The following is a 24030-nucleotide window of genomic DNA, read 5'->3' as shown; positions in this document are numbered from 1 at the left end:
AACAGCAGGCAAAACCTAAATTCATAGTAAGAAATCTGGCGACAGTCTTCTTTGGTGTGGATTTGGGTTCTTTTAGGATCCTTGTCAACTGTAGTGGGTAGACGAAAAGCTAACACCTAGAGAGGACGAAATTCGTTCTCTCTTTCTTGTTTTTAGGGGATAAGCTGAAAAGGACTCTTCCCAGTCCTTTTCACTGTTCAAAGCAATCAAAGTGCGTTTTTTAAAGTTTTCATCTTCCTGAAACCAAAGGCATTTCTCTTAATGACTTTGATGAGATTGTTGGTAGCTTCCAGTTTGGCGTTGGAATAAGGTAATTCCATGGCGTTTAAAACCTTAATTTCCATAGTGGATTTACCCACTACAGTCTTATAGAGCCTTAAAATGTCATCGCTACAAACGGAGCGGATGTGGAGTAATGTGTACACAAAAGAAGCTGGGGGGTCCAGCTTCTTATTTTTTTATTGGCAAATACTGAACTGCAATGCGATTTTCTGGCTGACAATCATGTAGATAGATGACGAAGAGGAAGAGCCATTCGGTTGGTTTCATGATCAGGTAAATCAGATCTGCCTGCCAGGCTTTGCGAATATGTTTGGAAATGGGATAGCCATACCGGTCGTAGATGGAACGAATGCGGCCATGCAAGCGTGGACATCTTTCTTCTAAAATCTGTTCAAAAGCATTGGCAATTTGTAGCTGACGATTGACCACCACACGATGTCCATGGCGTTCTCCCATACGAATGGGTTTGACCAGTTTACGGTGTCCAGCAGCCCCCACTGTACAAAGATAGTGTTCATCATAGAAGGCATTTGGTGGGGAGATCTTTTCCGATAAGGCCCAATCACTGGTTTCCGTCCACATCTGAAGCAGCTGGTCAGGTTTTTGACCAAAGAGAATGAGATAAGAGCCAAGAGTTGCAAGATAGGGCAGACTGAAGAAGAGGAGCCAGATGGGCAGAGAAAGACTTCTTTGCAGGAGAGCATAAAGTCTGGGAAAGCGTGGGTTGCTCTGCTTGGCTAATTCTGCTTGCCACAGTTGAATGGTTTGTAAAATGGTCCGACTGTAAATGAGACAAATATTAAAAGGAACCAAACACAGGTAGCAGTAGGTGAAGAAATCTGTTTCAATCAAAGTAGAAAGTTGTATGGTCCACAAAACAGCAAAGACAAAACTTGGATACAGGCAGCTGATGAGTAGGACGGTTAGGAGAGGGGGGAGGAGCCTGGTTTGGAAGATGTTTAGCACCAAATAAGCTAAAACCCCCATAAGAAGAAGGAAGAACTGTCCCGACCAGGCTTCTGTCTGTATTGGGCTGTGAAGTTGGATGTTCACAAGGGTTTCTGGCCAATCGACGTAAACAACTTGAGCCATTTCAAGAGCCAACCAACTTAGCCCTGTCCCTAGAAAGAAAATGAGCCCATCATTGACCCAAAAACTATACTCTTTTAATTGGTTCTTCAAGAGTGCAATAAAATAGCGGAGGTTTTTCCAGGTCAGATGAAGAGGAAGGATCAAGCAGATGATAGGGATATTGATTACCCACATAAAAGGAACAAAGATGCTTGAGATAATATAAATTTTCCAAAATGTGTTTAACTGTTTTTTCATGACTTCCTCCTTCTCTAGCCTACCATCAATTTATAGAAAAAGCAAGGCAGGTCAGAAAAGTAAGGTTCCAACACTTGCCTTTTGTTATCGTTTCCACTATAATAAAAATTAGTTAACAATAAAGGAGTTTCGCATGAAATACATCGTAAACAATAGCAATGACCCAGCTTACAACATCGCCCTCGAAGCCTATGCCTTCAAGGAATTAACAGATATCGATGAAATTTTTATTCTCTGGATCAATGAGCCTGCCATCATTATCGGTAAGCACCAGAATGCTATTGAAGAAATCAACAAGGAATTCACAGACGAAAAGGGCATCCATGTTGTTCGCCGTCTGTCAGGTGGTGGCGCAGTTTATCATGACCTCAATAACCTAAACTATACCATTATTTCAAATAAGGCAGACGAGGGAGCTTTTGACTTCAAAACCTTCTCCAAACCTGTGATTGATACTCTTGCAACACTGGGTGTAGAGGCCAATTTCACCGGCCGTAATGACCTGGAAATCGACGGTAAGAAAATCTGTGGTAATGCCCAAGCCTACGCTAAAGGCCGCATGATGCACCACGGATGCTTGCTATTTGATGTGGATATGTCAGTCCTCGCAAGTGCCCTCAAGGTCAGCAAGGACAAGATTGAGTCCAAGGGTGTCAAGTCAGTCCGTGCCCGTGTGACCAATATCAACAACGAATTGCCAGAGAAGATGACCGTTCTGGAGTTCAAGGATGCCATTCTCAACCAGATGAAGCAAGAATATCCAGACATGGATGAGTATGTCTTGTCAGAAGATGACTTGGCCCGTATCCAAGAAATCCGTGATACCCAGTTTGCGACTTGGGATTGGACCTACGGTCAAACACCAGAATACACTGTGGAGCGCAGCGTCCGTTACCCAGCTGGTAAGATCACAACCTACATCAAGGCTGAGAAATCAGTAATCGAGTCCATCAAGATTTATGGTGATTTCTTCGGAATTGGTGATGTATCGGACATCGAAGATTTGTTGGTCGGTACTCGCTACGAGTATGCGGATGTGCTTGCAAAATTGCAAGAAATCGACACGACACACTATTTCTCTCGCATGACAACAGAAGAAGTGGCAAAAGCGATTGTGGCATAATCTATTTGACTGTCCATGAACTTGGATAGTCTTTTCTTTCGTGAAATTGTTTTCAGTAAGCTATTTTCACTTGCACATTTTCTATATTATGGTATAATTATTTTCTGTGAGTATCCCTCACTTACTCGTGGCTAGACCATGAGTCATTAGACCAAAAGGAGGAACATATCAATGGCTAAATACGAAATTCTTTATATTATTCGTCCAAACATTGAAGAAGAAGCTAAAAACGCTTTGGTAGCACGCTTTGACTCTATCTTGACTGACAACGGTGCAACTATCGTTGAATCAAAAGCATGGGAAAAACGTCGCCTTGCATACGAAATCAAAGATTTCCGCGAAGGTTTGTACCACATCGTTAACGTTGAAGCTAACAACGATGAAGCTCTTAAAGAGTTTGACCGTTTGTCAAAAATCAACGGCGACATTCTTCGTCACATGATTGTCAAACTTGACGCGTAAGAAGGTAGATTATGATAAATAATGTAGTATTGGTTGGTCGTATGACCCGTGATGCAGAACTTCGTTATACTCCGTCTAACCAGGCTGTTGCGACTTTTACTCTGGCAGTTAACCGCAATTTTAAAAATCAAAACGGTGAGCGTGAAACGGATTTTATCAACGTAGTCATTTGGCGTCAACAAGCTGAGAATTTGGCGAATTGGGCTAAGAAAGGTGCTCTGATTGGTATTACTGGTCGTATTCAGACTCGTAGCTATGATAACCAACAGGGACAACGTGTCTACGTGACTGAGGTGCTTGCGGATAGTTTCCAACTCTTGGAAAGCCGTACTGCTCGTGAAGGTCAAGGTGGTGCTTATTCAGCGGGTAATTCATTTGCCGCTGGGAATGACTATAACTCACCTTATCAAGCACCTGCACAATCTACACCTAACTTCGCTAGAGAAGAAAGTCCATTTGGAGCTAGTAATCCAATGGATATATCAGACGATGACCTACCATTCTAGGTCTGAAATAATAATATAAAGGAGAACACACATGGCTCAACAACGTCGTGGCGGTTTCAAACGCCGTAAAAAAGTTGACTATATCGCAGCTAACAAAATTGAATATGTTGATTACAAAGATACTGAGCTTCTTAGCCGTTTCATTTCTGAACGTGGAAAAATCCTTCCACGCCGTGTAACTGGAACTTCAGCTAAAAACCAACGTAAAGTAACAACAGCTATCAAACGTGCTCGCGTAATGGCATTGCTACCATTCGTAAACGAAGATTAGTAAAAAGACCCCAACGGGTCTTTTTAGCTTGCGCTCTAGAAATGCGAAAAGCGCAATAACAGTATGGACCATTTTTTCATGAGCTTGAAAATACGAAAGCGAATTAAGGTCCTTGAATGGACTGTTTTATCATGAGCTCGAAATTAACGAAAGCGAGTAATGCCCCAAACGTGTTATTTTATCATGAGCTCGAAATACGAGAGCGAATGAAGTCCTTGAATGGGTGTTTTTAGCTTACATTCTAAAAAATGATAAAGTGCAGGAACGTTATATATCATACTCATTTTGACAAAAAAAGATTTGCTCTTGTTGGATGTAGATGGGCATCCCGTAGGATGAAAGGAGTGCGTTAATAATAGACAAAGGCGACTGGATGGACCATTCGCCTTTTGTTGATTATTGTACAGGTGACATTGCGTTACGGATGTTGTATTTCTTTTTCAAAAGATAGCGGGCACCAAAAGCCGCAGCGCCAATTAGAATAGTAACAATCGGAGGTAGGACAGGGTTTAGGCTTGTAGGGATAAGTGCTGCCAAGAGGAAAACAAGTGACCAAGCCAAGGTCGCAAGTCCGAGGAAGAGGATTGCTTTTAATAATTTAGGACGTTGACCAGTTTTAATTTGCTCTCTGTAAACGAAGTGGTACATGAAGTACATACCTGCGCCGACACCAAAACCAATGACCAATAGAGTGAACAAGCCGTACTGGGCACCTTGTCCCAATAAGTTCATCAATCCATTGATACCTGCAATAATAGCCAGCATGAAGAGACTAGAATCCAGCCACATCAACCAAGGATTTTCGTTGTATTCAACTTGGTCTTTCTTTTCTTGTTCAGAAATAGTTTTGCTGGCCGCCCATTCACTCGGTGCTCCATAGAGATTGCGAGCTGTTACGCCAGTTTTTTGTTTCTCGATAATAGTCGGCAAGATTTCTTCCAACAGTTCCTTAATTTCGCTATCAGACTTACCATCTTTGATGAGCTGGTTGGTGGCAATGTGGATGAATTCCTGGTTTTTCTTGGTTAATTCTTTAAATTCTGTAAATGACATTGTAATCTCCTAATGTTAGAACCATCTCTTACGAATGAAGTAGAAGGTTAATGATAAGCTGATGGCAAAGGCGAAGAGGATAATCCACCAAAATGCATAGGGAATATCGTTGAAGGGAATAATGTTATCCTTAAAGTTCATACCATAGGCAGAGAAGACCATGGTTGGAATGGACATGACAATGGTCATGAGGGCCAAGGTTTTCATGATGGTATTCTGGTTGTTGGAAATGATGGATGCAAAGGCATGGGTCATCGAATTCAGGATGGAACCATAGATGTCTGCCATCTCAATAGCCTGTTGGGTTTCGACCAGGGTGTCTTCCAACAAATCTTCGTCTTCTTCGTATTTTCGTAATAGGCGAGAAGAAGAAGCTAGTTTCTTGACCAACCGCTCGTTAGTTTTCAGGGAAGCCTTGAAATAGACAATGGTTTTTTCCAATTCCATGAGAACAATCAATTCTTCGTTTCGCGTTGCTTCGTGGAGTTGTTTCTCAATCTCCTCGCTCTTTCTGTCAATGGTCCGTAGGGCAGAAAGATAGAGCTGGGCATTGCGGTAGAGGATTTGGAAAACGAAGCGGGATTTCATAAAGGTAAAGAAATTCCGCAAACGACGGTGGATAAATTGGTCAAAGAGTGGTAATGGCTCTAAGCAAGTTGTGATAATCGCATCCTCAGTCAATACAATACCAAGCGGAATGGTGATATAGTAGGTCTTGTTATTGCGCTCCTCCAGAATTGGAACGTCCACCAAGATTAGTGTATAGTCATCTTCAACCGTAATACGAGAAGACTCTTCCGCATCGAGAGGTGCCCGGAGGTCAGCAATGTCAATCTTATAGTGTTCAGCTACTTCCATTGACTCGCTCTGGGAGGGGTTGACCAAATTAATCCAAGCCCCAGGTTCAAAGGTTTGGATTTCTTCTAAATCTGTCATGGTTGATAGAAAAATCTGCTTCATATGACGCCCTCCTTTTTGTAATTGTTTTGTTAACGCAACCTCTATTATACCAAAAAATGTGTCGTTACGGAAAGCTTTTATGCAGAATTGTGATATAATATGAAGACATTTAAGTGAGTAAGTTGTACGGACTTTTTCTCATCTCTCATTGTACAGCTAGAGCCTCTTAAGAAAGGAATTGAACACGGGCTAAATGTAGTGTCAAAAATTGCTGTTTTCTTCATGTTTAAGCATGTGGAACTGGCTTCTGCGTCAAGACAACTAGTGCTTTCACAGGTTGAAAACCGAAGAAAGCACTAGTTGTCTTGACGGGGGTGCGACTTCGAAATCACAGATTTCAGACTTACCGCCTATTTTGACTATGCATTTGACGCCCTTTGTATCTTAGAAAGGATTTGAATGCGTGCTAAAAGCATCGAGAAAAAGATACATAGATGTTTCAACTTTAGTTGATTACAGCTGTGGATACTGTAAAGTATAAAATGCTTGGTCACTGATGTGACGTCACATTTTCCTATTTTCTTCTCGCTTTCTTAACGCACTTATATCTAGAAAGGAATTGAACACGCCCTAAACGCTGTGTGAAAAATTGCTGGTTTCTTCATGTTTAAGCGTGTGGAACTGGCTTCTGCGTCGTAGACATCTGTGCTTTCTTCGGTTTTTGACCTGTGAAAGCACTAGTTGTCTTGACGGGGGTGCGACTTCGAAATCACAGATTTCGGACTTACCGCCTATTTTCACCGTGCGTTTTACGGGCCCTGTATCTTAAATTATGCAAGAAAATATTGTGATTCATGGGGCGCGTGCCCATAATTTGAAAAATATTGATGTGACCATTCCGCGTGAGAAGTTGGTGGTGGTGACTGGTTTGTCGGGGTCTGGTAAGTCGAGTTTGGCTTTTGATACTCTGTATGCCGAAGGCCAACGTCGCTATGTGGAGTCTTTGTCTGCCTACGCTCGTCAGTTCTTGGGCAACATGGACAAGCCAGATGTGGATTCTATAGAGGGTCTCAGCCCTGCTATTTCCATTGACCAAAAAACGACATCGCGGAATCCGCGTTCGACAGTCGGAACGGCAACAGAAATCAATGACTATCTCCGCTTGCTTTATGCTCGGGTCGGGGTGCCGTACTGTATCAACGGGCATGGAGCGATTGCTGCATCTTCGGTGGAGCAGATCGTCGATGAGGTTTTGGAATTGCCAGAACGCCAGCGTTTACAAATTCTAGCTCCGATTGTTCGTAAGAAAAAGGGGCAACACAAGACTATTTTTGAGAAAATCCAGAAGGACGGCTACGTTCGGGTGCGGGTCAATGGTGATGTCTATGATGTGTCGGAAGTACCAGAGTTGTCCAAGAGCAAGGCTCATAATATTGAAGTCGTTGTCGATCGAATTGTGATAAAAGAAGGCATTCGCTCGCGACTTTTCGATTCTATCGAAGCGGCCCTGCGGATTGCGGACGGCTATGTCATCATCGATACCATGGATGAGAAGGAACTGCTCTTCTCTGAGTACTATGCCTGCCCAGTTTGTGGTTTTACAGTGCCCGAGTTGGAGCCTCGTCTTTTCTCTTTCAATGCTCCTTTTGGGTCTTGTAGCGATTGTGACGGTTTGGGGATGAAGCTGGAAGTGGATACGGATTTGATTGTCCCAGATGTCAGCAAGACCTTGCGTGACGGTGCCTTGGCTCCGTGGAATCCAATCTCATCCAACTACTATCCACAGATGTTGGAACAGGCTATGAACCACTTTGGTGTGGACATGGATAAGCCTTTCGAGGAATTGACGGAAGAGGAGAAGAACCTGATTTTCAACGGATCGGACGGCAAAGAATTCCATTTCCACTATGAAAATGAATTCGGTGGGGTGCGTGATATTGATATTCCATTTGAAGGCTTGATTACCAATATTAACCGTCGCTACCGTGAAACCAATAGTGACTATACGCGGACGGTCATGAAGGCTTACATGAATGAGCTGACCTGTGGAACCTGCCACGGCTATCGCCTCAATGACCAAGCCCTGTCTGTCAAAGTTGGTGGCGAAAAGGGACTGCATATCGGACAATTATCAGACTTGTCCGTGGCGGATCATTTGCAAGTGATTGAAAATCTGACCTTGTCTGAAAATGAAGCAACTATTGCGACGCCTATTGTCAAGGAAATCAAGGATCGCCTGTCCTTCCTTAACAACGTTGGTCTAAATTACCTAACGCTTTCACGAGCTGCGGGGACATTGTCTGGTGGTGAGAGCCAGCGGATTCGTTTGGCGACCCAGATTGGCTCCAACCTGTCAGGTGTCCTCTATATTTTGGACGAGCCGTCGATTGGCCTGCACCAGCGGGACAATGATCGTCTCATTGCCAGCCTGAAAAAGATGCGTGATTTGGGCAATACCCTGATTGTTGTTGAGCATGATGAGGACACCATGCGGGAGGCGGACTGGTTGATTGACATCGGTCCAGGTGCGGGTGTCTTTGGCGGAGAAATCGTGGCCTCTGGAACGCCTGCCCAAGTAGCTAAAAATAAAAAATCCATTACAGGCCAGTACCTGTCTGGCAAACGTGAAATTCCAGTTCCTTTGGAACGTCGTGTTGGAAATGGTCGATTCTTAGAGGTGACCGGTGCCAAGGAAAACAACCTGCAAGATGTGACTGTTCGTTTCCCACTTGGGAAATTTGTAGCGGTAACAGGGGTGTCTGGCTCTGGTAAGTCAACTCTGGTCAACTCCATTTTGAAAAAAGCTATCGCCCAGAAACTCAATCGCAATTCGGACAAGCCAGGCAAGTTCAAGTCCATTTCAGGAATTGAACACTTGGACCGCCTGATTGATATTGACCAAAGCCCGATTGGACGAACACCGCGTTCCAACCCAGCTACCTACACAGGTGTCTTTGACGATATTCGTGACCTCTTTGCCCAGACCAATGAAGCTAAAATCCGTGGCTACAAGAAGGGACGTTTCTCCTTTAACGTCAAAGGTGGACGGTGTGAAGCTTGTTCTGGTGACGGGATTATCAAGATTGAAATGCATTTCCTGCCAGATGTCTTTGTTCCCTGTGAAGTCTGTCATGGACACCGCTACAACTCGGAAACCTTGGAAGTACACTACAAGGAGAAAAATATCGCCCAAGTCCTTGATATGACGGTCAATGATGCGGTCGAGTTCTTCAAACATATTCCAAAGATTGAGCGGAAACTTCGTACCATTCAAGATGTAGGCTTGGGCTATGTGACTTTGGGACAACCTGCAACCACTCTATCAGGTGGGGAAGCCCAGCGGATGAAGTTGGCTTCTGAACTCCACAAGCGGTCGACTGGGAAATCCTTGTATATCTTGGATGAGCCGACGACAGGCTTGCATACGGAGGACATTGCCCAGTTGCTCAAGGTCTTGGCTCGCTTTGTTGATGATGGCAATACCGTGCTAGTCATCGAACACAATCTGGATGTTATCAAGACAGCTGACCACATTATCGACATGGGGCCAGAAGGCGGTATTGGTGGCGGTACCGTTGTTGCAACAGGAACACCAGAAGAAGTAGCAGCTAACCCAGCCAGCTTTACAGGCCAGTATTTGAAAACTAAGTTGAAATAAGCATTTTAAAAAGAGTCGTTGGCTCTTTTTTTTGGAGCTTACACCGATTTTTTCTACGCTTGATAAGCTAGTACAAATCAGATATAATGTAAAAAATAAGATTCTTAACAAGGAGACCTCCATGCAATCGGAATACGTTTTATTGTGCAGTCCATACAGATACAGTTTAGTTTTTGCCAATTCAGTCAATAGACAATTTATCGAAAAAGAACTAATGAGTGTCGTCATGCCAGGTGTCAATATGATGACCAGAGGTCTGTTGCGAACCATGTTAGAAACAAACTATGGAATTACAGATTATTCAAGTTTAAAAGAAGAAATTGATAAACTGGAAGATGGTCGTTATCATGCTTTAGAAGATGTTTCGTCTTTTATTGATGGAATAGGCACTCCTGATGTAAAAGACTTTTACCTCTCTTTAAATTCACTAACAGGTTCTCGAACCATTCAAGGGTTTGATGACTGCCGAATAATTGATGTCTTGACGAAATCGTATGCTGCTCGCTTGATTACTAAAGAAGAATTTGAGGAACTGTTTACCAAGCAAACAGAGCGTATCAAAAATAGTTATCAGACTTGGGAACAATACCTAGCATCTTGTGTACTGGGAAAATTACTTCAGTTTGTTCCTAGCTCAGAAACGATTACAAGCGTTGAGGAATATGTGGTAGATGTTTATTCTTTTTGTATTGCACCGACGAATGTCTTTTCTTATGGTACTTTTTGGGGAAATCATGAGTTAACCAACTTGACAGCATTGTTAGAAAACCTCTTACCTGAAGAAATTGTTAAAGAGTTAAAACCAAGGCAAAATCGTGTGGATTATAAGGGTGAGATTCCAGGACTTACTGCGCCTTCAAATGATTTGCTTGCTTCCCTAGAAGGAACCTCTATAGACCCAACTTTTATCGATTATGAACGCTATCAGTACCTGAGCGAACTTGCAGATTACGTTTTTTGGACTCCCCTTATTGAGAATAATCTTGAATGGATGATTGCAGAAAAAAACTTGCAAGAACAAGATACAATTCTTTTACCAAAGGAGTATGCAAGTCTTTATTCGGCTAGAGTATTTTGGTATCATTATCCAAGCTACAAGGAGTTGCATGAAGAACATATTTTTGCCATGTTTGAAGGAACTCTAAGTTTAAATCTTATCTTTACAGAGGAAGCTGTCTACACCTTTAAGAAGAAATTATTCGGCAAACCAGCACTTGTCAGAATCCCTTGGGAACAAGTTGAGTTAAGCTCCTCACTTAATTTATGGATGGAAGAAAGTAAAATTCATTTTGGCAAAAAGACAATCTCTAATGTCAGTCCAGTTTTAAGCGAAATCGGCCTAAATAGTAAGGCTATTGACGACCTAGATTCTCAAGAAAGGAAAGCTCTTGAAAATGAATGGCAACAAAAAATGAATCAATTTTTAGAGGGTATTCCTCAACGGATTCGTGAATTTAAAGGGAAATGAGAAGAAACTCTTAATGCTGTTTTGAAAAGTCGCCAAGCGGCTTTTTCTTGTTTATTGGAAGTTTATTGGTAATTCTGTGCATTTCTGCTATAATAGTTACAAAATCTTTGGAGGAATAGAATGCAAAAAAGACTTGAAAAATTCGAAGCAAAATTAGCCCAATCAGATGTGGACGGCATCTTGGTGACTGGACAGAATAATATTTATTATCTAACAGGTTTTTGGGGAACTGAGGCGACTGTTTTCATCAGTGGCAAACGTCGCTTGTTTGTGACCGATGCACGCTATACCTTGATTGCCAAGGCTACAGTGCAGGGCTTTGATATTATTGATAGCCGTTTTGCCCTTGAAGAGATTTCAAAGGTGATAAAGGAAGATGGTCTTGAAACCATTGGTTTTGATAGCGAGGTGACCTATGGTTTCTATCAACATCTGACCAGCATTTTTGAGGGGTATCAGTTGGTTGTTATGTCCAATTTTATAGAAGACTTGCGCATGATTAAGGACGAGAAGGAAATTGCGACCATTCGCCGTGCTTGTCAAATTTCGGATCAGGCTTTTATTGATGTTCTTGACTTTATCAAACCAGGTCAGACGACTGAAATGGACGTCAATCATTTCCTTGACCACCGCATGCGTCAACTCGGTGCCGAAGGGGCATCATTTGAGTTCATTGTGGCATCTGGCTACCGCTCTGCCATGCCCCATGGAAGAGCCTCAGAAAAGCTTATCCAGACTGGTGAAACGCTGACCTTGGACTTTGGCTGCTACTACCAACATTATGTCAGCGATATGACACGGACCATCCATATCGGTCATGTGACAGACCAAGAACGTGAGATTTACGATGTGGTTTTGCGTGCCAACAAGGCTTTAATTGACCAGGCCAAGGAAGGTGTCACCTACCGCGAGTTTGACGCTATTCCTCGTGAGATTATCAATGCGGCTGGTTATGGAGCCAACTTCACGCACGGGATTGGGCACGGGATTGGTTTGGACATTCATGAATATCCTTACTTTGGAAAATCTGACGAGCCAATCAAGGTTGGTATGGTCTTGACGGATGAGCCCGGCATCTATCTGGATGACAAATATGGTGTCCGTATCGAAGATGACCTCTTGATTACGGAAACAGGTTGCGAAGTCTTAACCTTAGCTCCAAAAGAGTTGATTGTCATTTGAGAAATTTGACAGTTTATGGTAAAATAAAACGAATAAATAAAATTTTGAAGAGGTATTCAATACAATGATTGAAGCAAGTAAACTTAGAGCAGGTATGACCTTCGAAGCTGAAGGTAAATTGATTAAGGTCTTGGAAGCTAGCCACCACAAGCCAGGTAAGGGGAACACTATCATGCGTATGAAATTGCGTGATGTACGTACAGGTTCAACCTTCGATACAACTTACCGTCCAGATGAAAAATTTGAACAAGCCATTATCGAAACAGTTCCAGCACAATACCTATATCAAATGGAAGATACAGCTTTCTTCATGAATACTGAAACCTATGACCAGTATGAAATTCCAGTAGCAACTATCAAAGAAGAATTGCTTTACATCTTGGAAAACTCAGATGTGAAAATCCAGTTCTACGGAACTGAAGTAATCGGTGTGACTGTACCAACAACTGTTGAATTGGTTGTAGCAGAAACACAGCCATCTATCAAAGGTGCAACTGTAACTGGTTCAGGTAAACCTGCTACTATGGAAACAGGTTTGGTGGTCAACGTGCCAGACTTCATCGAAGCAGGTCAAAAACTGGTTATCAACACAGCAGAGGGAACTTACGTATCACGCGCTTAAGGGTTTCCTCCTAGAAAGGAGAGCTTATGACAACAGAATACCAAGGTGAAATCGTCATTGCACCACGCGTTCTTGAAGTGATTACAGGTATTGCGGCAGCCAAAGTGGAAGGGGTACATTCTCTTCATAACAAACGTGTGGCAGATACTTGGTCAAAATCTTCCTTAAATAAAGGTGTTTACCTTCAAACTGACGACGAAGGAAAAGTAACAGCAGACATCTATGTTTACCTAGAATACGGTGTCAATGTTCCAGCTGTATCTATGGATATTCAACGTGCAGTTAAAACAGCTATTTATAACTACGCAGAAGTTGAAGTGACTGCTGTCAATATTCATGTCAATGGCATTGTTCCAGATAAAACACCAAAACCAGCCTTGAAAGATTTGTTCGGAGAGGATTTCCTTGATGAAGAATAACAGACACGCCCTGCGTAAGTGTGCTTTGCAGGCAATCGTATCACTGGAATTTGGTCAAGAACCTGTACAGGCAGCCCAATTCTCCTATCTTTACGACCAAGAAGAAGAGCATGAAGGTGTTGAAATTCCGCTTTTCCTTCTAAATCTTGTCAATGGTGTGGCAGATTATCGTGAGGATTTGGACAAGGAATTATCTAGCCGACTAAAAGCAGGTTGGACCTTGGACCGATTGACCTTGATTGATAAGAATATCATGCGTTTAGGTCTATTTGAAATCTTGCATTTCGAAGAAACACCAGACCGTGTAGCTGTCAATGAGGCTATCGAACTAGCCAAAGAATTCTCAGATGAATCCTCAGCCAAATTTATCAATGGTGTTTTGAGCAAATTTGTAAAAGAAGAAGCCTAAGTGGTTTCTTTTTTTATTTTTGACCAACAAAAAACTGTACCAGATTGATATCAGGTACAGTTCATTTTATATACTAGCCCCTGCAAGTAGGGAAACTGGCAAGATATAATTATGTTTGCTTAATTCCTTACCCTCAATTTTCTCAATCAATAAATCAACCATTAGTTTTGCGATATCATCTAAGGGTTGCTTAATCGTTGTCAGTTGAGGATAGTAGTTTTCAATAAAGTGGGTTCCATCATAGCCAATCAGTTTAAGATCTTGTGGAATGGACAGGTTGAGCGAACGTGCCACATTCCAGACCAACATAGCAGTAGCATCACCAGACACGAAAATACCATCTGGTTGATGTTTTTCAATAATCGTACGGATTTCCATTTCTTTTCTAACGGGAGAGAAATCACTGGAAACGTGGTAGACTATGGTATCTGGTAAGATGGAGAGAAAGCCTAATTGACGAAGTCCAGTTGGGGAATTTGAATCGTCATTACCAGAAATCATAATAGGTCGCTGGCAACCAGCCTTTTTCAATGTTTTGGCAGCAAGTACACCTCCAGCATGGTTATCAGAAGATACCACTGGGATTGACGGTGACAGGTTGCGGTCGAAGGCTATGATGGGAGCAGACACTCGATCATAATCCTTGATACCCAGGTTATGACTACCAGAGATAATGCCATCTACCTGGTTGGCTGCCAACATTTCCAGATATTCTCTTTCCTTCTCAGATTCGTGTTGGCTATTGCAAATAATCGTCTTGTAACCACGATTAAAGAGCTGGCTTTCGAGATGACTGATCAATTCGGCATAAAAGATATTATTGATAGTTGGGAAAATCAAGCCAACCAGTTTAGCTGACTTTCCTTGTAAGCTACGAGCTAAATTATTGGGCTTGTAACCTAATTCTCGCATAGCTTCCTCAACCTTGCGGACCGTTTTTTTTGATAAGTAGCCTTTTTTATTGATGACACGAGAAACCGTTGTCGGACTAACTCCGGCTAACTGGGCGACATCAGTTAGTTTTGCAACCATAATCTAAATGATAGTAAGTTCCAGTAGGGTTTCCAGCAGCGATGGCAATACCATTTTGATCTGCATCAGGGAAAACGCGACCAGAAAATACTTTTTCTCCTTTATTGATGAAAATTTCAAAGACAGACTTGTCGATGAAAATATTGGTAGTAAGCGCTCCAGGCTCAATATCACAAGCGCGACTTGTGCCAAAATCAAGAGCAAATGGCTGACCACAATGTTCGCGATCCAATGTAATCTGTCCATTTTCTGTGTCAACAGTCAAGACTAGACCTTTATTGTCTTGGTTTGCAAATAGCACGATTTCATGCTTGCTTCCAGCAGCAAATTCAATTTCCAGCTCATAAACATTGTTGGTTTCTTTTTGGTTTGAAAATGGCTGAGATTCTTGACGAAGACTGGTAATAGCTTCAACTGGGTATTGGTAAAGTTTGCCGTCCCTGATAGACAATTCTTTGACCAATGACAAGCAACCTTGATAATCATAAGCATCAGTTGGGTATTCTACATCAGGAAGGGCCAACCAGCTGACAGAAAGGGTGCGACCATCAGGAGCGTTGAAGGCCTGGGTTGCGTAGCACTCGAAACCATAGTCCAGATTGATGAGTTCGCTAGGCTCTACAATAGTTGCTGTTTCTGGATCGAAACTCTGACCAATCTTGTACATATTTGGATAGATGTTACCATAGTCCAAGACTTCTTTATCCAAACCTTGAGGGCAATAAAGAAGAATTGGTTGCTCACCGACAAAGGCGATATTTGGACATTCCATCATGTAGGCAGTCATATCATTAGCAAAATCCAGGTCACCAACCAAGGTCCAGTTGAGGTAGTCATTGTTTTCAGCCTTATAGAGTTTAACAATACCTTTCTTGTCTAAGTTTTGTCCACCAACGATGGCGTAATATTGTCCCTTGTAGTTGAAGATTTGTGGATCACGGAAGTGGTCGGTTGTATCCTCTGGTTGGTCAATCAAAATCTTATCAATTTTTTCAATCTTGCCGTCCTTGTCCATCAAGGCACCAATTTGATAAGGATGGCGGACCCAATTTTCATCGCGGACATTTCCTGTATAGAATAAAAAGAGTTTATCGCCGAATTCCATAGCAGAACCAGAGTAGGCACCGTGGCTATCCAGTGGCGTATCGGGATACATGACTGCACCCGTTTCTTCAAAGTGAATAAGGTCAGTGGACTCTGTATGAACCCATGATTTTAAGCCATGTGCTGCACCAAATGGGAAGTATTGGTAAAAGAGGGTCCATTTTCCATTAAAATAAGAAAATCCATTCGGGTCATTCAAAAGACCGTGTGGAGTTTCAATGTGGAAATTAGTTCTCCAAGGGGAACTCTCCGTATTCTTTTTGATTTTTTCAATGTATTCTGGCGTCCAGTCAGCATAAGCTCTGTAACGTTCTTCAGTAGTAAAGGCCATACTATCTCCAATTTTATCTAATATTTCAATTATTATAGTAAACGTTTTCTTGTGAAAAATCAAGCTTTTTACAATGATTATTGGAATTTTTTAAAAAATTCTGCAAAACGTTTGACATATTTTGTAAAAGTGATATAATAAAACCATCGAAAGTGTGAAAACACTTTCAAAAAACAAAAAATAATTTAAGGAGATTTTTGCAAGATGAACAATACTGAAATTGCAAAAAAAGTCATTGACGCCCTGGGTGGACGTGAGAACGTACGTAGTGTTGCCCACTGTGCGACTCGCCTTCGTGTCATGGTCGTTGATGAAGGGAAAATCGACAAGGATACAGTCGAAAATATCGAAAAAGTACAAGGTGCTTTCTTCAACTCTGGTCAATACCAAATCATCTTTGGTACTGGTACAGTAAACAAGATCTACGATGAAGTCGTTGCCCTTGGGTTACCAACAGCGACTACTGGTGAGCAGAAAGCAGAAGCTGCTAAGCAAGGCAATGCTTTCCAACGTGCTATCCGTACCTTCGGTGACGTATTCGTTCCAATCATCCCTGCGATCGTAGCAACTGGTCTTTTCATGGGTCTTCGTGGACTTCTTGGAGCACTCGGTTATACTCTTCCAGAAGATTTGAACGTTTACTCACAAATCTTGACTGATACAGCCTTCATCGTATTGCCAGCCTTGGTGGTATGGTCAACATTCCGTGTATTCGGTGGTAACCAAACAATCGGTATCGTTCTTGGTATGATGCTTATTGCGGGTCAGTTGCCAAACGCTTGGGTTGTAGCATCAGGTGGCGATGTGAAACCAACTATCTTCTTCGGTTTCATCCCAGTTGTAGGTTTGCAAGGTTCAGTATTGCCAGCCTTCATCATCGGTTTGATTGGTGCTAAATTTGAGAAAGCAGTCCGCAAGGTAGTTCCAGAAGTTCTTGATCTCTTGGTAACACCATTCATTACCTTGTTTGTTATGTCAATCCTTGGTCTCTTTGTGATTGGTCCAGTCTTCCACGTGGTTGAAAACTACATCTTGGCTGGTACACAAGCTATCTTGAACTTGCCAATGGGTCTTGGTGGTCTCCTTATCGGTGGTGTTCATCAAGTTATCGTTGTATCAGGTGTTCACCATATCTTCAACTTCTTGGAAGCTCAATTGGTAGCAAACACTGGTGCTAACCCATTCAACGCTATCATCACTGCAGCTATGACAGCACAAGGTGCTGCTACAGTAGCGGTTGGTGTGAAAACTAAGAATCCTAAATTGAAAGCTCTTGCTTTCCCAGCAGCTCTTTCTGCCTTCCTTGGTATTACTGAGCCAGCTATCTTCGGTGTTAACTTGCGTTTCCGCAAACCATTTCTTCTTTCATTGGTTGCGGGTGCCATCGGTGGTGCTGTAGCATCTCTTCTTGGTCTTGCCGGTACAGGTATGGGTGTTACTATCATCCCAGGTTTGACACTTTACGCAGGTAATGGTCAAATTCTTCCATACATCCTTATGGTTGCCGTATCATTTGCTCTTGGTTTTGCTCTTACTTACTTCTTCGGTTATGAAGATGAGGAGAAAGATGTAAAAAAGCCTAGTGCTTCAGCACAAGAAACAGCTGAAACGCTTGAAGAAGCAGAAACAGGACTTGTAGCTGAAGAAACTCTTGTATCTCCACTTTCAGGTGACGTTGTTGCCCTTGAAAATGTTAATGACCCAGTCTTCTCATCAGGAGTTATGGGTAAAGGATTGGCTGTTAAACCATCTGAGGGTGTTGTTTACGCTCCAGCAGATGCAGAAGTAACAATTGCTTTTGAAACAGGCCATGCTTACGGATTGAAAACAGCGTCTGGTGCTGAACTTTTAATTCACATCGGTATTGATACTGTATCAATGAACGGTAATGGATTTGAGAAATTGGTTGCAGCTGGCGACAAGGTGAAAGCTGGTACGCCACTTGCTAAATTCGATGCAGCGAAAATTGCAGAAGCTGGTCTTGATGATACAACTATGATCATCGTGACAAATACAGCAGACTTCACAGAAGTTTCACCACTTGCTGAGGGAACAATCGCTCACGGGGAAGACTTCTTGAAAGTTGCAAAATAATTCTAGACCTCCTCTTTGCTTTCATTACTTCGTTAACTCGCCTTGCCTAACTTCAGTTATGCCTGCGGCTCGTTGCCTAGTACTGAAAGTAAGATGAGAGCCTAGAAATAATATATCTAGGAAAAAGGCGGTAAGCCTTTTTCTTCTATTTCTATCTATGGTATAATGAAAAAAACAAAAAGGGAGAAAATTCATGACAAAATTATACGGAAGCCTTGAAGCTGGTGGAACGAAGTTTGTTTGTGCGGTTGGTGATGAGAACTTTCAAGTAATTGAAAAAACACAATTTCCAACGACAACGCCTTATGAAACTATTGAACGTACAGTTGAATTTTTCAAGCGTTATGAGGATCGTTTGGCAGGTATTGCCATTGGTTCATTCGGTCCAATTGATATTGACCAAAACTCACAAACATATGGCTATATTACATCAACTCCTAAGCCACATTGGTCAAACATTGATTTGCTTGGTTTGATTGCTAAAGAATTTAACATTCCATTCTACTTTACAACAGATGTTAACTCATCTGCCTATGGTGAAACCTTGGTTCGTAAGGGTGTTAAGAGCTTGGTTTATTACACAATCGGTACAGGTATCGGTGCAGGTGCTATCCAAAACGGTGAGTTTATCGGTGGTTTGGGCCATACAGAAGCAGGTCATACTTATGTTGCTCTGCACCCTTATGATGTTAAGCATGAGTTCAACGGCGTATGTCCATTCCACAATGGCTGTTTGGAAGGATTGGCGGCAGGTCCTTCACTTGAGGGCCGTACTGGCATCCGTGGTGAATTGATCGAACTTAACTCAGATGTCTGGGATGTTCAAGCCTATTACATCGCTCAAGCAGCTGTTCAGGCAACTCTGCTATACCGTCCGCAAGTCATTGTATTTGGTGGTGGGGTTATGGCGCAAGAGCACATGCTCAACCGTGTACGTGAGAAATTTGTTGGTTTGATGAATGATTACCTTCCAACACCAGATGTCAAAGAGTACATTGTAACCCCTGCAGTTGCTGAAAATGGTTCAGCTACACTTGGAAACTTTGCCTTGGCCAAACAAGTATCTGAAAAATAATGAAAAATCCGACTTGTTCGGATTTTTTTGTGCGCCTTTCTTGGATACAAGAGGGGAAATCTTGAAAATTAACTATTTTTTTGCTACAATAGATTATTGATTAAAACTTGAAATAGGATGAAATATATGTTAGCAAACAAACTTCGTTCTCTTATCGAAAATGACAAGGGAGAACAAAGAAAACTTGAAAGAATGGCGGATAAGGTTTTCTCTTATGCAGACGAGATGGCCGCTTTAACGGATGAGCAATTACAAGCAAAGACGATAGAATTTAAGGAACGTTATGCAAATGGTGAGTCACTAGATGATTTACTGTATGAAGCCTATGCGGTTGTGCGAGAGGCTGCGAAACGTGTCTTGGGGCTTTATCCCTATAAGGTGCAGGTTATGGGGGGAATTGTTCTCCATAATGGTGATGTGCCAGAGATGCGTACAGGTGAAGGAAAAACCCTTACTGCGACCATGCCAGTTTATCTCAATGCTCTTTCAGGCGAAGGAGTACACGTTGTAACGGTAAACGAATACTTATCAACTCGTGATGCAACAGAGATGGGTGAGCTTTATTCTTGGCTAGGCTTGTCTGTGGGGATTAACCTCGCGGCTAAGTCACCTTTTGAAAAACGAGAAGCCTATAACTGTGACATTACCTATTCGACCAACTCTGAGATCGGTTTTGACTATCTTCGTGATAACATGGTTGTGCGTGCGGAAGATATGGTACAACGTCCGCTCAACTATGCCTTGGTTGATGAGGTCGATTCTATCCTGATTGATGAAGCGCGTACACCTTTGATTGTATCTGGTCCTCAGGGTTCAGAAACCAATCAACTTTACTTCTTAGCAGATAAGTTGGTCAAATCCTTAAATACCGAAGACTATATCATTGATGTACCATCTAAAACGATTGGTCTGTCAGACTCAGGGATTGACAAGGCTGAGAAATTCTTCAAGTTAGATAACTTGTATGATATAGAAAATGTAGCTATTACTCACTTCTTGGACAATGCCCTTCGTGCCAACTACATCATGACCTACGATGTAGATTATCTTGTGAATGAAGAGCAAGAGGTTATGATTATCGATCCGTTTACGGGTCGTACCATGGAAGGTCGTCGTTATTCTGATGGACTTCACCAAGCCATTGAAGCCAAGGAAGGTGTTCCGGTTCAAAATGAATCCAAGACCAGTGCTTCCATTACCTACCAGAACCTATTCCGTATGTATAAAAAGCTCTCGGGTATGACTGGTACTGGTAAGACTGAAGAGGAAGAATTCCGCGAAATTTATAACATTCGCATTATTCCAATCCCAACAAACCGCCCAATTCAACGTATTGACCACGAAGATTTACTTTACCCAAGTTTGGAGTATAAGTTCAATGCGGTGGTTGCGGATGTCAAACGTCGTTATGAAAAAGGTCAACCAGTGCTTGTAGGTACAGTTGCGGTTGAGACTTCTGATTTAATTTCGCAAAAATTGGTTGCTGCAGGTGTGCCACACGAAGTGTTGAATGCCAAAAACCACTACCGTGAAGCTCAAATTATCATGAATGCCGGTCAGCGTGGAGCTGTTACCATTGCGACCAACATGGCGGGACGTGGTACAGATATCAAGTTAGGTCCTGGCGTATTGGATTTGGGTGGTCTATGTGTTATCGGAACAGAGCGACATGAAAGTCGACGTATTGATAACCAGCTCCGTGGACGTGCAGGACGTCAAGGGGACAAGGGTGAGTCTCAATTCTATCTCTCATTGGAAGACGATTTGATGAAGCGTTTTGGTTCGGAACGAATTAAGGCCTTTATGGAACGTATGAACTTGACTGAGGAAGAATCTGTTATTAAGTCTAAGATGTTGACGAGACAAGTTGAAGCAGCCCAAAAACGTGTTGAAGGAAATAACTATGATTCCCGTAAACAAGTTCTTCAATACGATGATGTCATGCGTGAACAACGTGAGATTATATACAGTCAACGTCACGATGTCATTACAGCTGATCGAGATCTAGCTCCAGAAATTAAAGCCATGATCAAGCGTACCATTGAGCGCCAGGTGGAAGGTCATTTCTTGAATTCTAAAGAAGAAGCAGTGGTAGCGATTGCTCAATTTGCACATGCTAATCTGGTTGAGGAAGGTAGTTTAAGTCTGGCTTATCTGGAGGATTTAAGTAAGCAGGAAATTATTGATGAACTCTATGAACGTGCCTTGTCAGTTTATGCTTCACAGGTTGAAAAATTACGTGATGAAGAGCGGGTTCGTGAGTTCCAAAAGGTCCTTATTCTCCGTGTAGTAGATAGCAAATGGACAGATCATATTGATTCCTTGGATCAGTTGCGTAATGCTGTTAGTTTGCGTGGTTATGCTCAAAACAATCCAATTGTTGAATACCAATCAGAAGCTTTTACCATGTTTAATGATATGATTGGTGCCATTGAGTTTGAGGTCACTCGTTTAATGATGAAGGCTCAAATCCACGATAATATTGAGCGTGAGCGTGCAAGACAAGAATCTCATACAACAGCAGTGAAAAATATTATTCCGGCGCAGTCTGCCATGGTGAAAGAACAAGTATCTTTCGAAGGCGTAGATCGAAATGCACCATGCCCATGTCAGTCTGGTAAGAAATTTAAAAATTGTCACGGCCGTAAATAGCAAAGAACAAGGGACTGGACGGCTGTCCAGTTCCTTTTCAATTGTTCCAAAGGATGAAATGTGAAAATGAGGCGAGGTTTCAATGATAGTTGGGCATGGTATTGACCTTCAAGAAATAGAGGCGATTGAGCGTGCTAGAAAGAAACATAGTGATTTTCCCAAACGGATTTTAACAGAAAGAGAATTTGAACGGTATCAAGGGTTACAAGGTCGTCGCCAGCTGGAATATCTGGCGGGCCGTTGGGCCGCTAAAGAAGCTTTCGTTAAGGCTTTAGGTACTGGGATTGGCAAGGTTACTTTTCGAGATATTGAGATTTCAAATGCTAGTAACGGTGTCCCTTGCTTAGTTTCTAGACATTTTTCAGGGAAAGTATGGTTAAGCATTAGTCATTCAGGAAATTTTGCCCAGGCTAGTGTTATTTTGGAGGAGAAAGATGATTGAGAGTGAACATCGCCCCACGCAAGTAGGTATTCATTTAGATGCTATCGTCGCTAATCTGGAAAAAGTGATGGGTGGTTTGCCAAATAAGACCGCTGCCTTCGCGGTTGTTAAGGCTAATGCTTACGGCCATGGGGCAGTTGCAGTAGCAAGGAAATTATCCAGTAAGGTAACTGGTTTTTGCGTATCTAACTTGGACGAGGCTTTAGAATTGCGTAGGGCAGGTATTGAAGATCCTATTTTGATTTTAGGTATTGTGCCTCCGAACTTCTTAGACCTAGCTCATCAGTTAAATATTAGCGTGACAGTTGCTAGTTTAGAATGGTTGACCCAAGTAGCTAAGCTAGATTTGGATTTTTCTGGACTAGCAGTTCATTTAAAAATCGATACGGGTATGGGGCGAATTGGTTTTCGAAGTGAAGAGGAATTGCAACAGGCTCTGGATTTGTTAGATGATTTAGAGTTTGAGCTAGAAGGTATTTTTACCCATTTTGCAACAGCAGACGAGGTAGATGAAAGGCAATTCCAAGAACAGTTGTCTAGCTTTAAAGCTTATTTGGCTCTCTTGCCACGTTTGCCACGCTGGGTTCATGCCAGCAATTCTGCGACCAGCATTTGGCATACAGACACTGTCTTTAATCTGGTTCGTCTGGGCAATATTCTCTACGGAATGAACCCAAGTGGGAGGACCCTAGAATTACCATTTTCGGTGGAACCAGCCTTGTCCCTGGTTTCGGAAATTGTCCATGTCAAGCAGGTTCAGGCTGGAACTGTAATTGGTTATGGAGCTACTTATACTAGCTCAGAAACAGAGTGGATTGCCACCGTTCCGATTGGCTATGCGGATGGAATGGTAAGAAGTTTGCAAGGTTTTCATGTTTTAGTCGATGGCAAACCTTGTGAAATAGTAGGGCGGATTTCTATGGACCAAATTACCATTCGCTTACCAGACTACTATCCAATCGGTGAAAGAGTTACCTTAATCGGGCAAGATAATAAAAATAGCATTAGCGTTCAAGATTGGGCAGACTATATTGGTACTATCAATTATGAGGTTGTCTGCCTATTAACTGACCGTTTACCACGCTTTTTCGAATAAAAAAAACCATGCTAGGAAGTATGTACTGACCCCAAAAAGTTAGACAAAAAATATTATTGAAAGGATTTAGTTCTGTACTGAACAGGACTAAGTCCTTTTAGTTTTTCTTTAATGCGTTTATTGTTGTAGTAAAAAATATACTTGGTGATAGCTTGCTCCAGTTGATCCAGAGACTTGAAATTTTTCTCAAATCCGTAAAACATTTCTGTTTTCAAGATGCCAAAGAAGGACTCCATCATGCCATTATCTGTGCTGGTTCCCTTGCGAGACATGGAAGGACGTATGCCTTTACTTGCAAGAAAACGGTGATAGACTTCATGTTGGTATTGCCAACCTTGGTCACTATGGAGAATGGTATTTGGGTAAGTTTCCTCAGGGAAGACCTTCTCAAGCATGGTCTTGACTTGTATGAGGTTTGGAGAGCGGGATAAGGTAAAATCAATAATTTCGCTATTATAGCCATCCAGAACAGGAGAAAGATAGAGTTTTTCAGCACAATTTGGCAGAGCGAACTCAGTCA

At 42.2% G+C, this 24030-nt stretch carries 21 protein-coding genes and 1 pseudogene; 15 read left to right on the top strand and 7 right to left on the bottom strand.

Features of this window, described 5'->3' with window-relative positions:
• Positions 1–109 precede the first annotated feature (109 nt).
• Both RFK25_RS00745 and RFK25_RS00740 read right to left on the bottom strand, forming a co-directional pair.
• Positions 110–335: pseudogene (locus RFK25_RS00745) on the bottom strand (transposase); the annotation flags it as partial.
• A 115-nt stretch (positions 336–450) separates the two neighbouring features.
• Positions 451–1611: a DUF6688 domain-containing protein gene (locus RFK25_RS00740; protein ID WP_332410710.1), complete on the bottom strand. Its 1161-nt coding sequence runs from the start codon at positions 1609–1611 to the stop codon at positions 451–453.
• Positions 1612–1744: 133 nt separating this feature from the next.
• Here RFK25_RS00740 and RFK25_RS00735 point away from each other — a divergent pair, with 133 nt between their 5' ends.
• The 4 genes from RFK25_RS00735 to rpsR all read left to right on the top strand — a co-directional run bounded on the left by RFK25_RS00735 (position 1745) and on the right by rpsR (position 3973).
• Positions 1745–2734, top strand: coding sequence for a lipoate--protein ligase (locus RFK25_RS00735; RefSeq protein ID WP_014736331.1), 990 nt, complete (start codon positions 1745–1747; stop codon positions 2732–2734).
• A gap of 171 nt (positions 2735–2905) precedes the next feature.
• Positions 2906–3196 (top strand): 30S ribosomal protein S6, encoded by a 291-nt coding sequence (gene rpsF / locus RFK25_RS00730; protein ID WP_002942403.1) that lies wholly within the window; start codon positions 2906–2908, stop codon positions 3194–3196.
• Positions 3197–3207: 11 nt separating this feature from the next.
• Positions 3208–3702: a single-stranded DNA-binding protein gene (locus RFK25_RS00725; RefSeq protein WP_172050674.1), complete on the top strand. Its 495-nt coding sequence runs from the start codon at positions 3208–3210 to the stop codon at positions 3700–3702.
• A 31-nt stretch (positions 3703–3733) separates the two neighbouring features.
• Entirely contained in the window at positions 3734–3973 is a 240-nt protein-coding gene (rpsR, locus tag RFK25_RS00720; protein ID WP_002939250.1) for a 30S ribosomal protein S18, read from the top strand.
• Positions 3974–4369: 396 nt separating this feature from the next.
• Here the strand turns inward: rpsR and RFK25_RS00715 are convergent, their stop codons facing one another.
• Both RFK25_RS00715 and RFK25_RS00710 read right to left on the bottom strand, forming a co-directional pair.
• Positions 4370–5026: a DUF1129 domain-containing protein gene (locus tag RFK25_RS00715; RefSeq protein ID WP_332410709.1), complete on the bottom strand. Its 657-nt coding sequence runs from the start codon at positions 5024–5026 to the stop codon at positions 4370–4372.
• A gap of 15 nt (positions 5027–5041) precedes the next feature.
• Entirely contained in the window at positions 5042–5986 is a 945-nt protein-coding gene (locus RFK25_RS00710) for a magnesium transporter CorA family protein (RefSeq protein ID WP_105118273.1), read from the bottom strand.
• A 772-nt stretch (positions 5987–6758) separates the two neighbouring features.
• Between RFK25_RS00710 and uvrA the strand changes: the two genes are divergently transcribed.
• From uvrA to nusB, 6 genes are all read left to right on the top strand, one after another.
• On the top strand, positions 6759–9584 hold the full coding sequence (gene uvrA, locus RFK25_RS00705) for an excinuclease ABC subunit UvrA (RefSeq protein WP_332410708.1): 2826 nt from the start codon (positions 6759–6761) through the stop codon (positions 9582–9584).
• Between the two features lie 121 nt (positions 9585–9705).
• Positions 9706–11052: a DUF1266 domain-containing protein gene (locus tag RFK25_RS00700; RefSeq protein ID WP_332410706.1), complete on the top strand. Its 1347-nt coding sequence runs from the start codon at positions 9706–9708 to the stop codon at positions 11050–11052.
• A 120-nt stretch (positions 11053–11172) separates the two neighbouring features.
• On the top strand, positions 11173–12234 hold the full coding sequence (locus tag RFK25_RS00695; protein WP_332410705.1) for a M24 family metallopeptidase: 1062 nt from the start codon (positions 11173–11175) through the stop codon (positions 12232–12234).
• Between the two features lie 64 nt (positions 12235–12298).
• Complete coding sequence (efp, locus tag RFK25_RS00690; RefSeq protein WP_332410704.1) at positions 12299–12856, top strand: elongation factor P; 558 nt, start codon at positions 12299–12301, stop codon at positions 12854–12856.
• A gap of 26 nt (positions 12857–12882) precedes the next feature.
• Entirely contained in the window at positions 12883–13275 is a 393-nt protein-coding gene (locus RFK25_RS00685; RefSeq protein WP_029174634.1) for an Asp23/Gls24 family envelope stress response protein, read from the top strand.
• The gene (gene nusB / locus RFK25_RS00680) at positions 13265–13684 is read left to right on the top strand and encodes a transcription antitermination factor NusB (RefSeq protein ID WP_172028939.1); all 420 of its coding nucleotides are present in this window, start codon (positions 13265–13267) and stop codon (positions 13682–13684) included. Before RFK25_RS00685 ends, nusB begins: the two co-directional genes overlap by 11 nt.
• Before the next feature lie 66 nt (positions 13685–13750).
• Here the strand turns inward: nusB and RFK25_RS00675 are convergent, their stop codons facing one another.
• Together RFK25_RS00675 and RFK25_RS00670 are read right to left on the bottom strand one after the other, a co-directional pair.
• Positions 13751–14716 (bottom strand): LacI family DNA-binding transcriptional regulator, encoded by a 966-nt coding sequence (locus tag RFK25_RS00675; protein ID WP_332410702.1) that lies wholly within the window; start codon positions 14714–14716, stop codon positions 13751–13753.
• Complete coding sequence (locus RFK25_RS00670) at positions 14697–16151, bottom strand: sucrose-6-phosphate hydrolase (RefSeq protein WP_332410700.1); 1455 nt, start codon at positions 16149–16151, stop codon at positions 14697–14699. The genes RFK25_RS00675 and RFK25_RS00670 overlap by 20 nt, the downstream gene beginning before the upstream one ends.
• 204 nt (positions 16152–16355) lie before the next feature.
• On the opposite strand from RFK25_RS00670, the gene RFK25_RS00665 reads away from it, so the two are divergent.
• From RFK25_RS00665 to alr, 5 genes are all read left to right on the top strand, one after another.
• The gene (locus RFK25_RS00665; protein ID WP_332410698.1) at positions 16356–18245 is read left to right on the top strand and encodes a sucrose-specific PTS transporter subunit IIBC; all 1890 of its coding nucleotides are present in this window, start codon (positions 16356–16358) and stop codon (positions 18243–18245) included.
• A gap of 193 nt (positions 18246–18438) precedes the next feature.
• Entirely contained in the window at positions 18439–19320 is an 882-nt protein-coding gene (gene scrK / locus RFK25_RS00660; RefSeq protein ID WP_105118265.1) for a fructokinase ScrK, read from the top strand.
• 126 nt (positions 19321–19446) lie between these two features.
• On the top strand, positions 19447–21972 hold the full coding sequence (gene secA / locus RFK25_RS00655) for a preprotein translocase subunit SecA (protein ID WP_332410693.1): 2526 nt from the start codon (positions 19447–19449) through the stop codon (positions 21970–21972).
• An 82-nt stretch (positions 21973–22054) separates the two neighbouring features.
• A complete protein-coding gene (acpS, locus tag RFK25_RS00650) occupies positions 22055–22414 on the top strand; it encodes a holo-ACP synthase (protein ID WP_332410691.1) in 360 nt (119 codons plus the stop codon).
• Complete coding sequence (alr, locus tag RFK25_RS00645; RefSeq protein ID WP_332410689.1) at positions 22407–23510, top strand: alanine racemase; 1104 nt, start codon at positions 22407–22409, stop codon at positions 23508–23510. The genes acpS and alr overlap by 8 nt, the downstream gene beginning before the upstream one ends.
• A 53-nt stretch (positions 23511–23563) precedes the next feature.
• On the opposite strand, the gene RFK25_RS00640 is transcribed toward alr, so the two are convergent.
• On the bottom strand, positions 23564–24030 hold a 467-nt coding region (locus tag RFK25_RS00640), incomplete at its 5' end, for an IS3 family transposase (RefSeq protein ID WP_332410687.1).

The organism is Streptococcus sp. SS-4456 (assembly GCF_036680365.1).
GTDB lineage: Bacteria > Bacillota > Bacilli > Lactobacillales > Streptococcaceae > Streptococcus.
This window is presented reverse-complemented; position numbering and strand designations above follow the sequence as displayed.

What these genes read in the sequence shown, in the direction of transcription:
- RFK25_RS00740 (WP_332410710.1), bottom strand. Translation starts at nt 1,611, where the DNA reads ATGAAAAAACAGTTAAACACATTTTGGAAAATTTATATTATCTCAAGC.
- RFK25_RS00735 (WP_014736331.1), top strand. Translation starts at nt 1,745, where the DNA reads ATGAAATACATCGTAAACAATAGCAATGACCCAGCTTACAACATCGCC.
- rpsF (WP_002942403.1), top strand. Translation starts at nt 2,906, where the DNA reads ATGGCTAAATACGAAATTCTTTATATTATTCGTCCAAACATTGAAGAA.
- RFK25_RS00725 (WP_172050674.1), top strand. Translation starts at nt 3,208, where the DNA reads ATGATAAATAATGTAGTATTGGTTGGTCGTATGACCCGTGATGCAGAA.
- rpsR (WP_002939250.1), top strand. Translation starts at nt 3,734, where the DNA reads ATGGCTCAACAACGTCGTGGCGGTTTCAAACGCCGTAAAAAAGTTGAC.
- RFK25_RS00715 (WP_332410709.1), bottom strand. Translation starts at nt 5,026, where the DNA reads ATGTCATTTACAGAATTTAAAGAATTAACCAAGAAAAACCAGGAATTC.
- RFK25_RS00710 (WP_105118273.1), bottom strand. Translation starts at nt 5,986, where the DNA reads ATGAAGCAGATTTTTCTATCAACCATGACAGATTTAGAAGAAATCCAA.
- uvrA (WP_332410708.1), top strand. Translation starts at nt 6,759, where the DNA reads ATGCAAGAAAATATTGTGATTCATGGGGCGCGTGCCCATAATTTGAAA.
- RFK25_RS00700 (WP_332410706.1), top strand. Translation starts at nt 9,706, where the DNA reads ATGCAATCGGAATACGTTTTATTGTGCAGTCCATACAGATACAGTTTA.
- RFK25_RS00695 (WP_332410705.1), top strand. Translation starts at nt 11,173, where the DNA reads ATGCAAAAAAGACTTGAAAAATTCGAAGCAAAATTAGCCCAATCAGAT.
- efp (WP_332410704.1), top strand. Translation starts at nt 12,299, where the DNA reads ATGATTGAAGCAAGTAAACTTAGAGCAGGTATGACCTTCGAAGCTGAA.
- RFK25_RS00685 (WP_029174634.1), top strand. Translation starts at nt 12,883, where the DNA reads ATGACAACAGAATACCAAGGTGAAATCGTCATTGCACCACGCGTTCTT.
- nusB (WP_172028939.1), top strand. Translation starts at nt 13,265, where the DNA reads ATGAAGAATAACAGACACGCCCTGCGTAAGTGTGCTTTGCAGGCAATC.
- RFK25_RS00675 (WP_332410702.1), bottom strand. Translation starts at nt 14,716, where the DNA reads ATGGTTGCAAAACTAACTGATGTCGCCCAGTTAGCCGGAGTTAGTCCG.
- RFK25_RS00670 (WP_332410700.1), bottom strand. Translation starts at nt 16,151, where the DNA reads ATGGCCTTTACTACTGAAGAACGTTACAGAGCTTATGCTGACTGGACG.
- RFK25_RS00665 (WP_332410698.1), top strand. Translation starts at nt 16,356, where the DNA reads ATGAACAATACTGAAATTGCAAAAAAAGTCATTGACGCCCTGGGTGGA.
- scrK (WP_105118265.1), top strand. Translation starts at nt 18,439, where the DNA reads ATGACAAAATTATACGGAAGCCTTGAAGCTGGTGGAACGAAGTTTGTT.
- secA (WP_332410693.1), top strand. Translation starts at nt 19,447, where the DNA reads ATGTTAGCAAACAAACTTCGTTCTCTTATCGAAAATGACAAGGGAGAA.
- acpS (WP_332410691.1), top strand. Translation starts at nt 22,055, where the DNA reads ATGATAGTTGGGCATGGTATTGACCTTCAAGAAATAGAGGCGATTGAG.
- alr (WP_332410689.1), top strand. Translation starts at nt 22,407, where the DNA reads ATGATTGAGAGTGAACATCGCCCCACGCAAGTAGGTATTCATTTAGAT.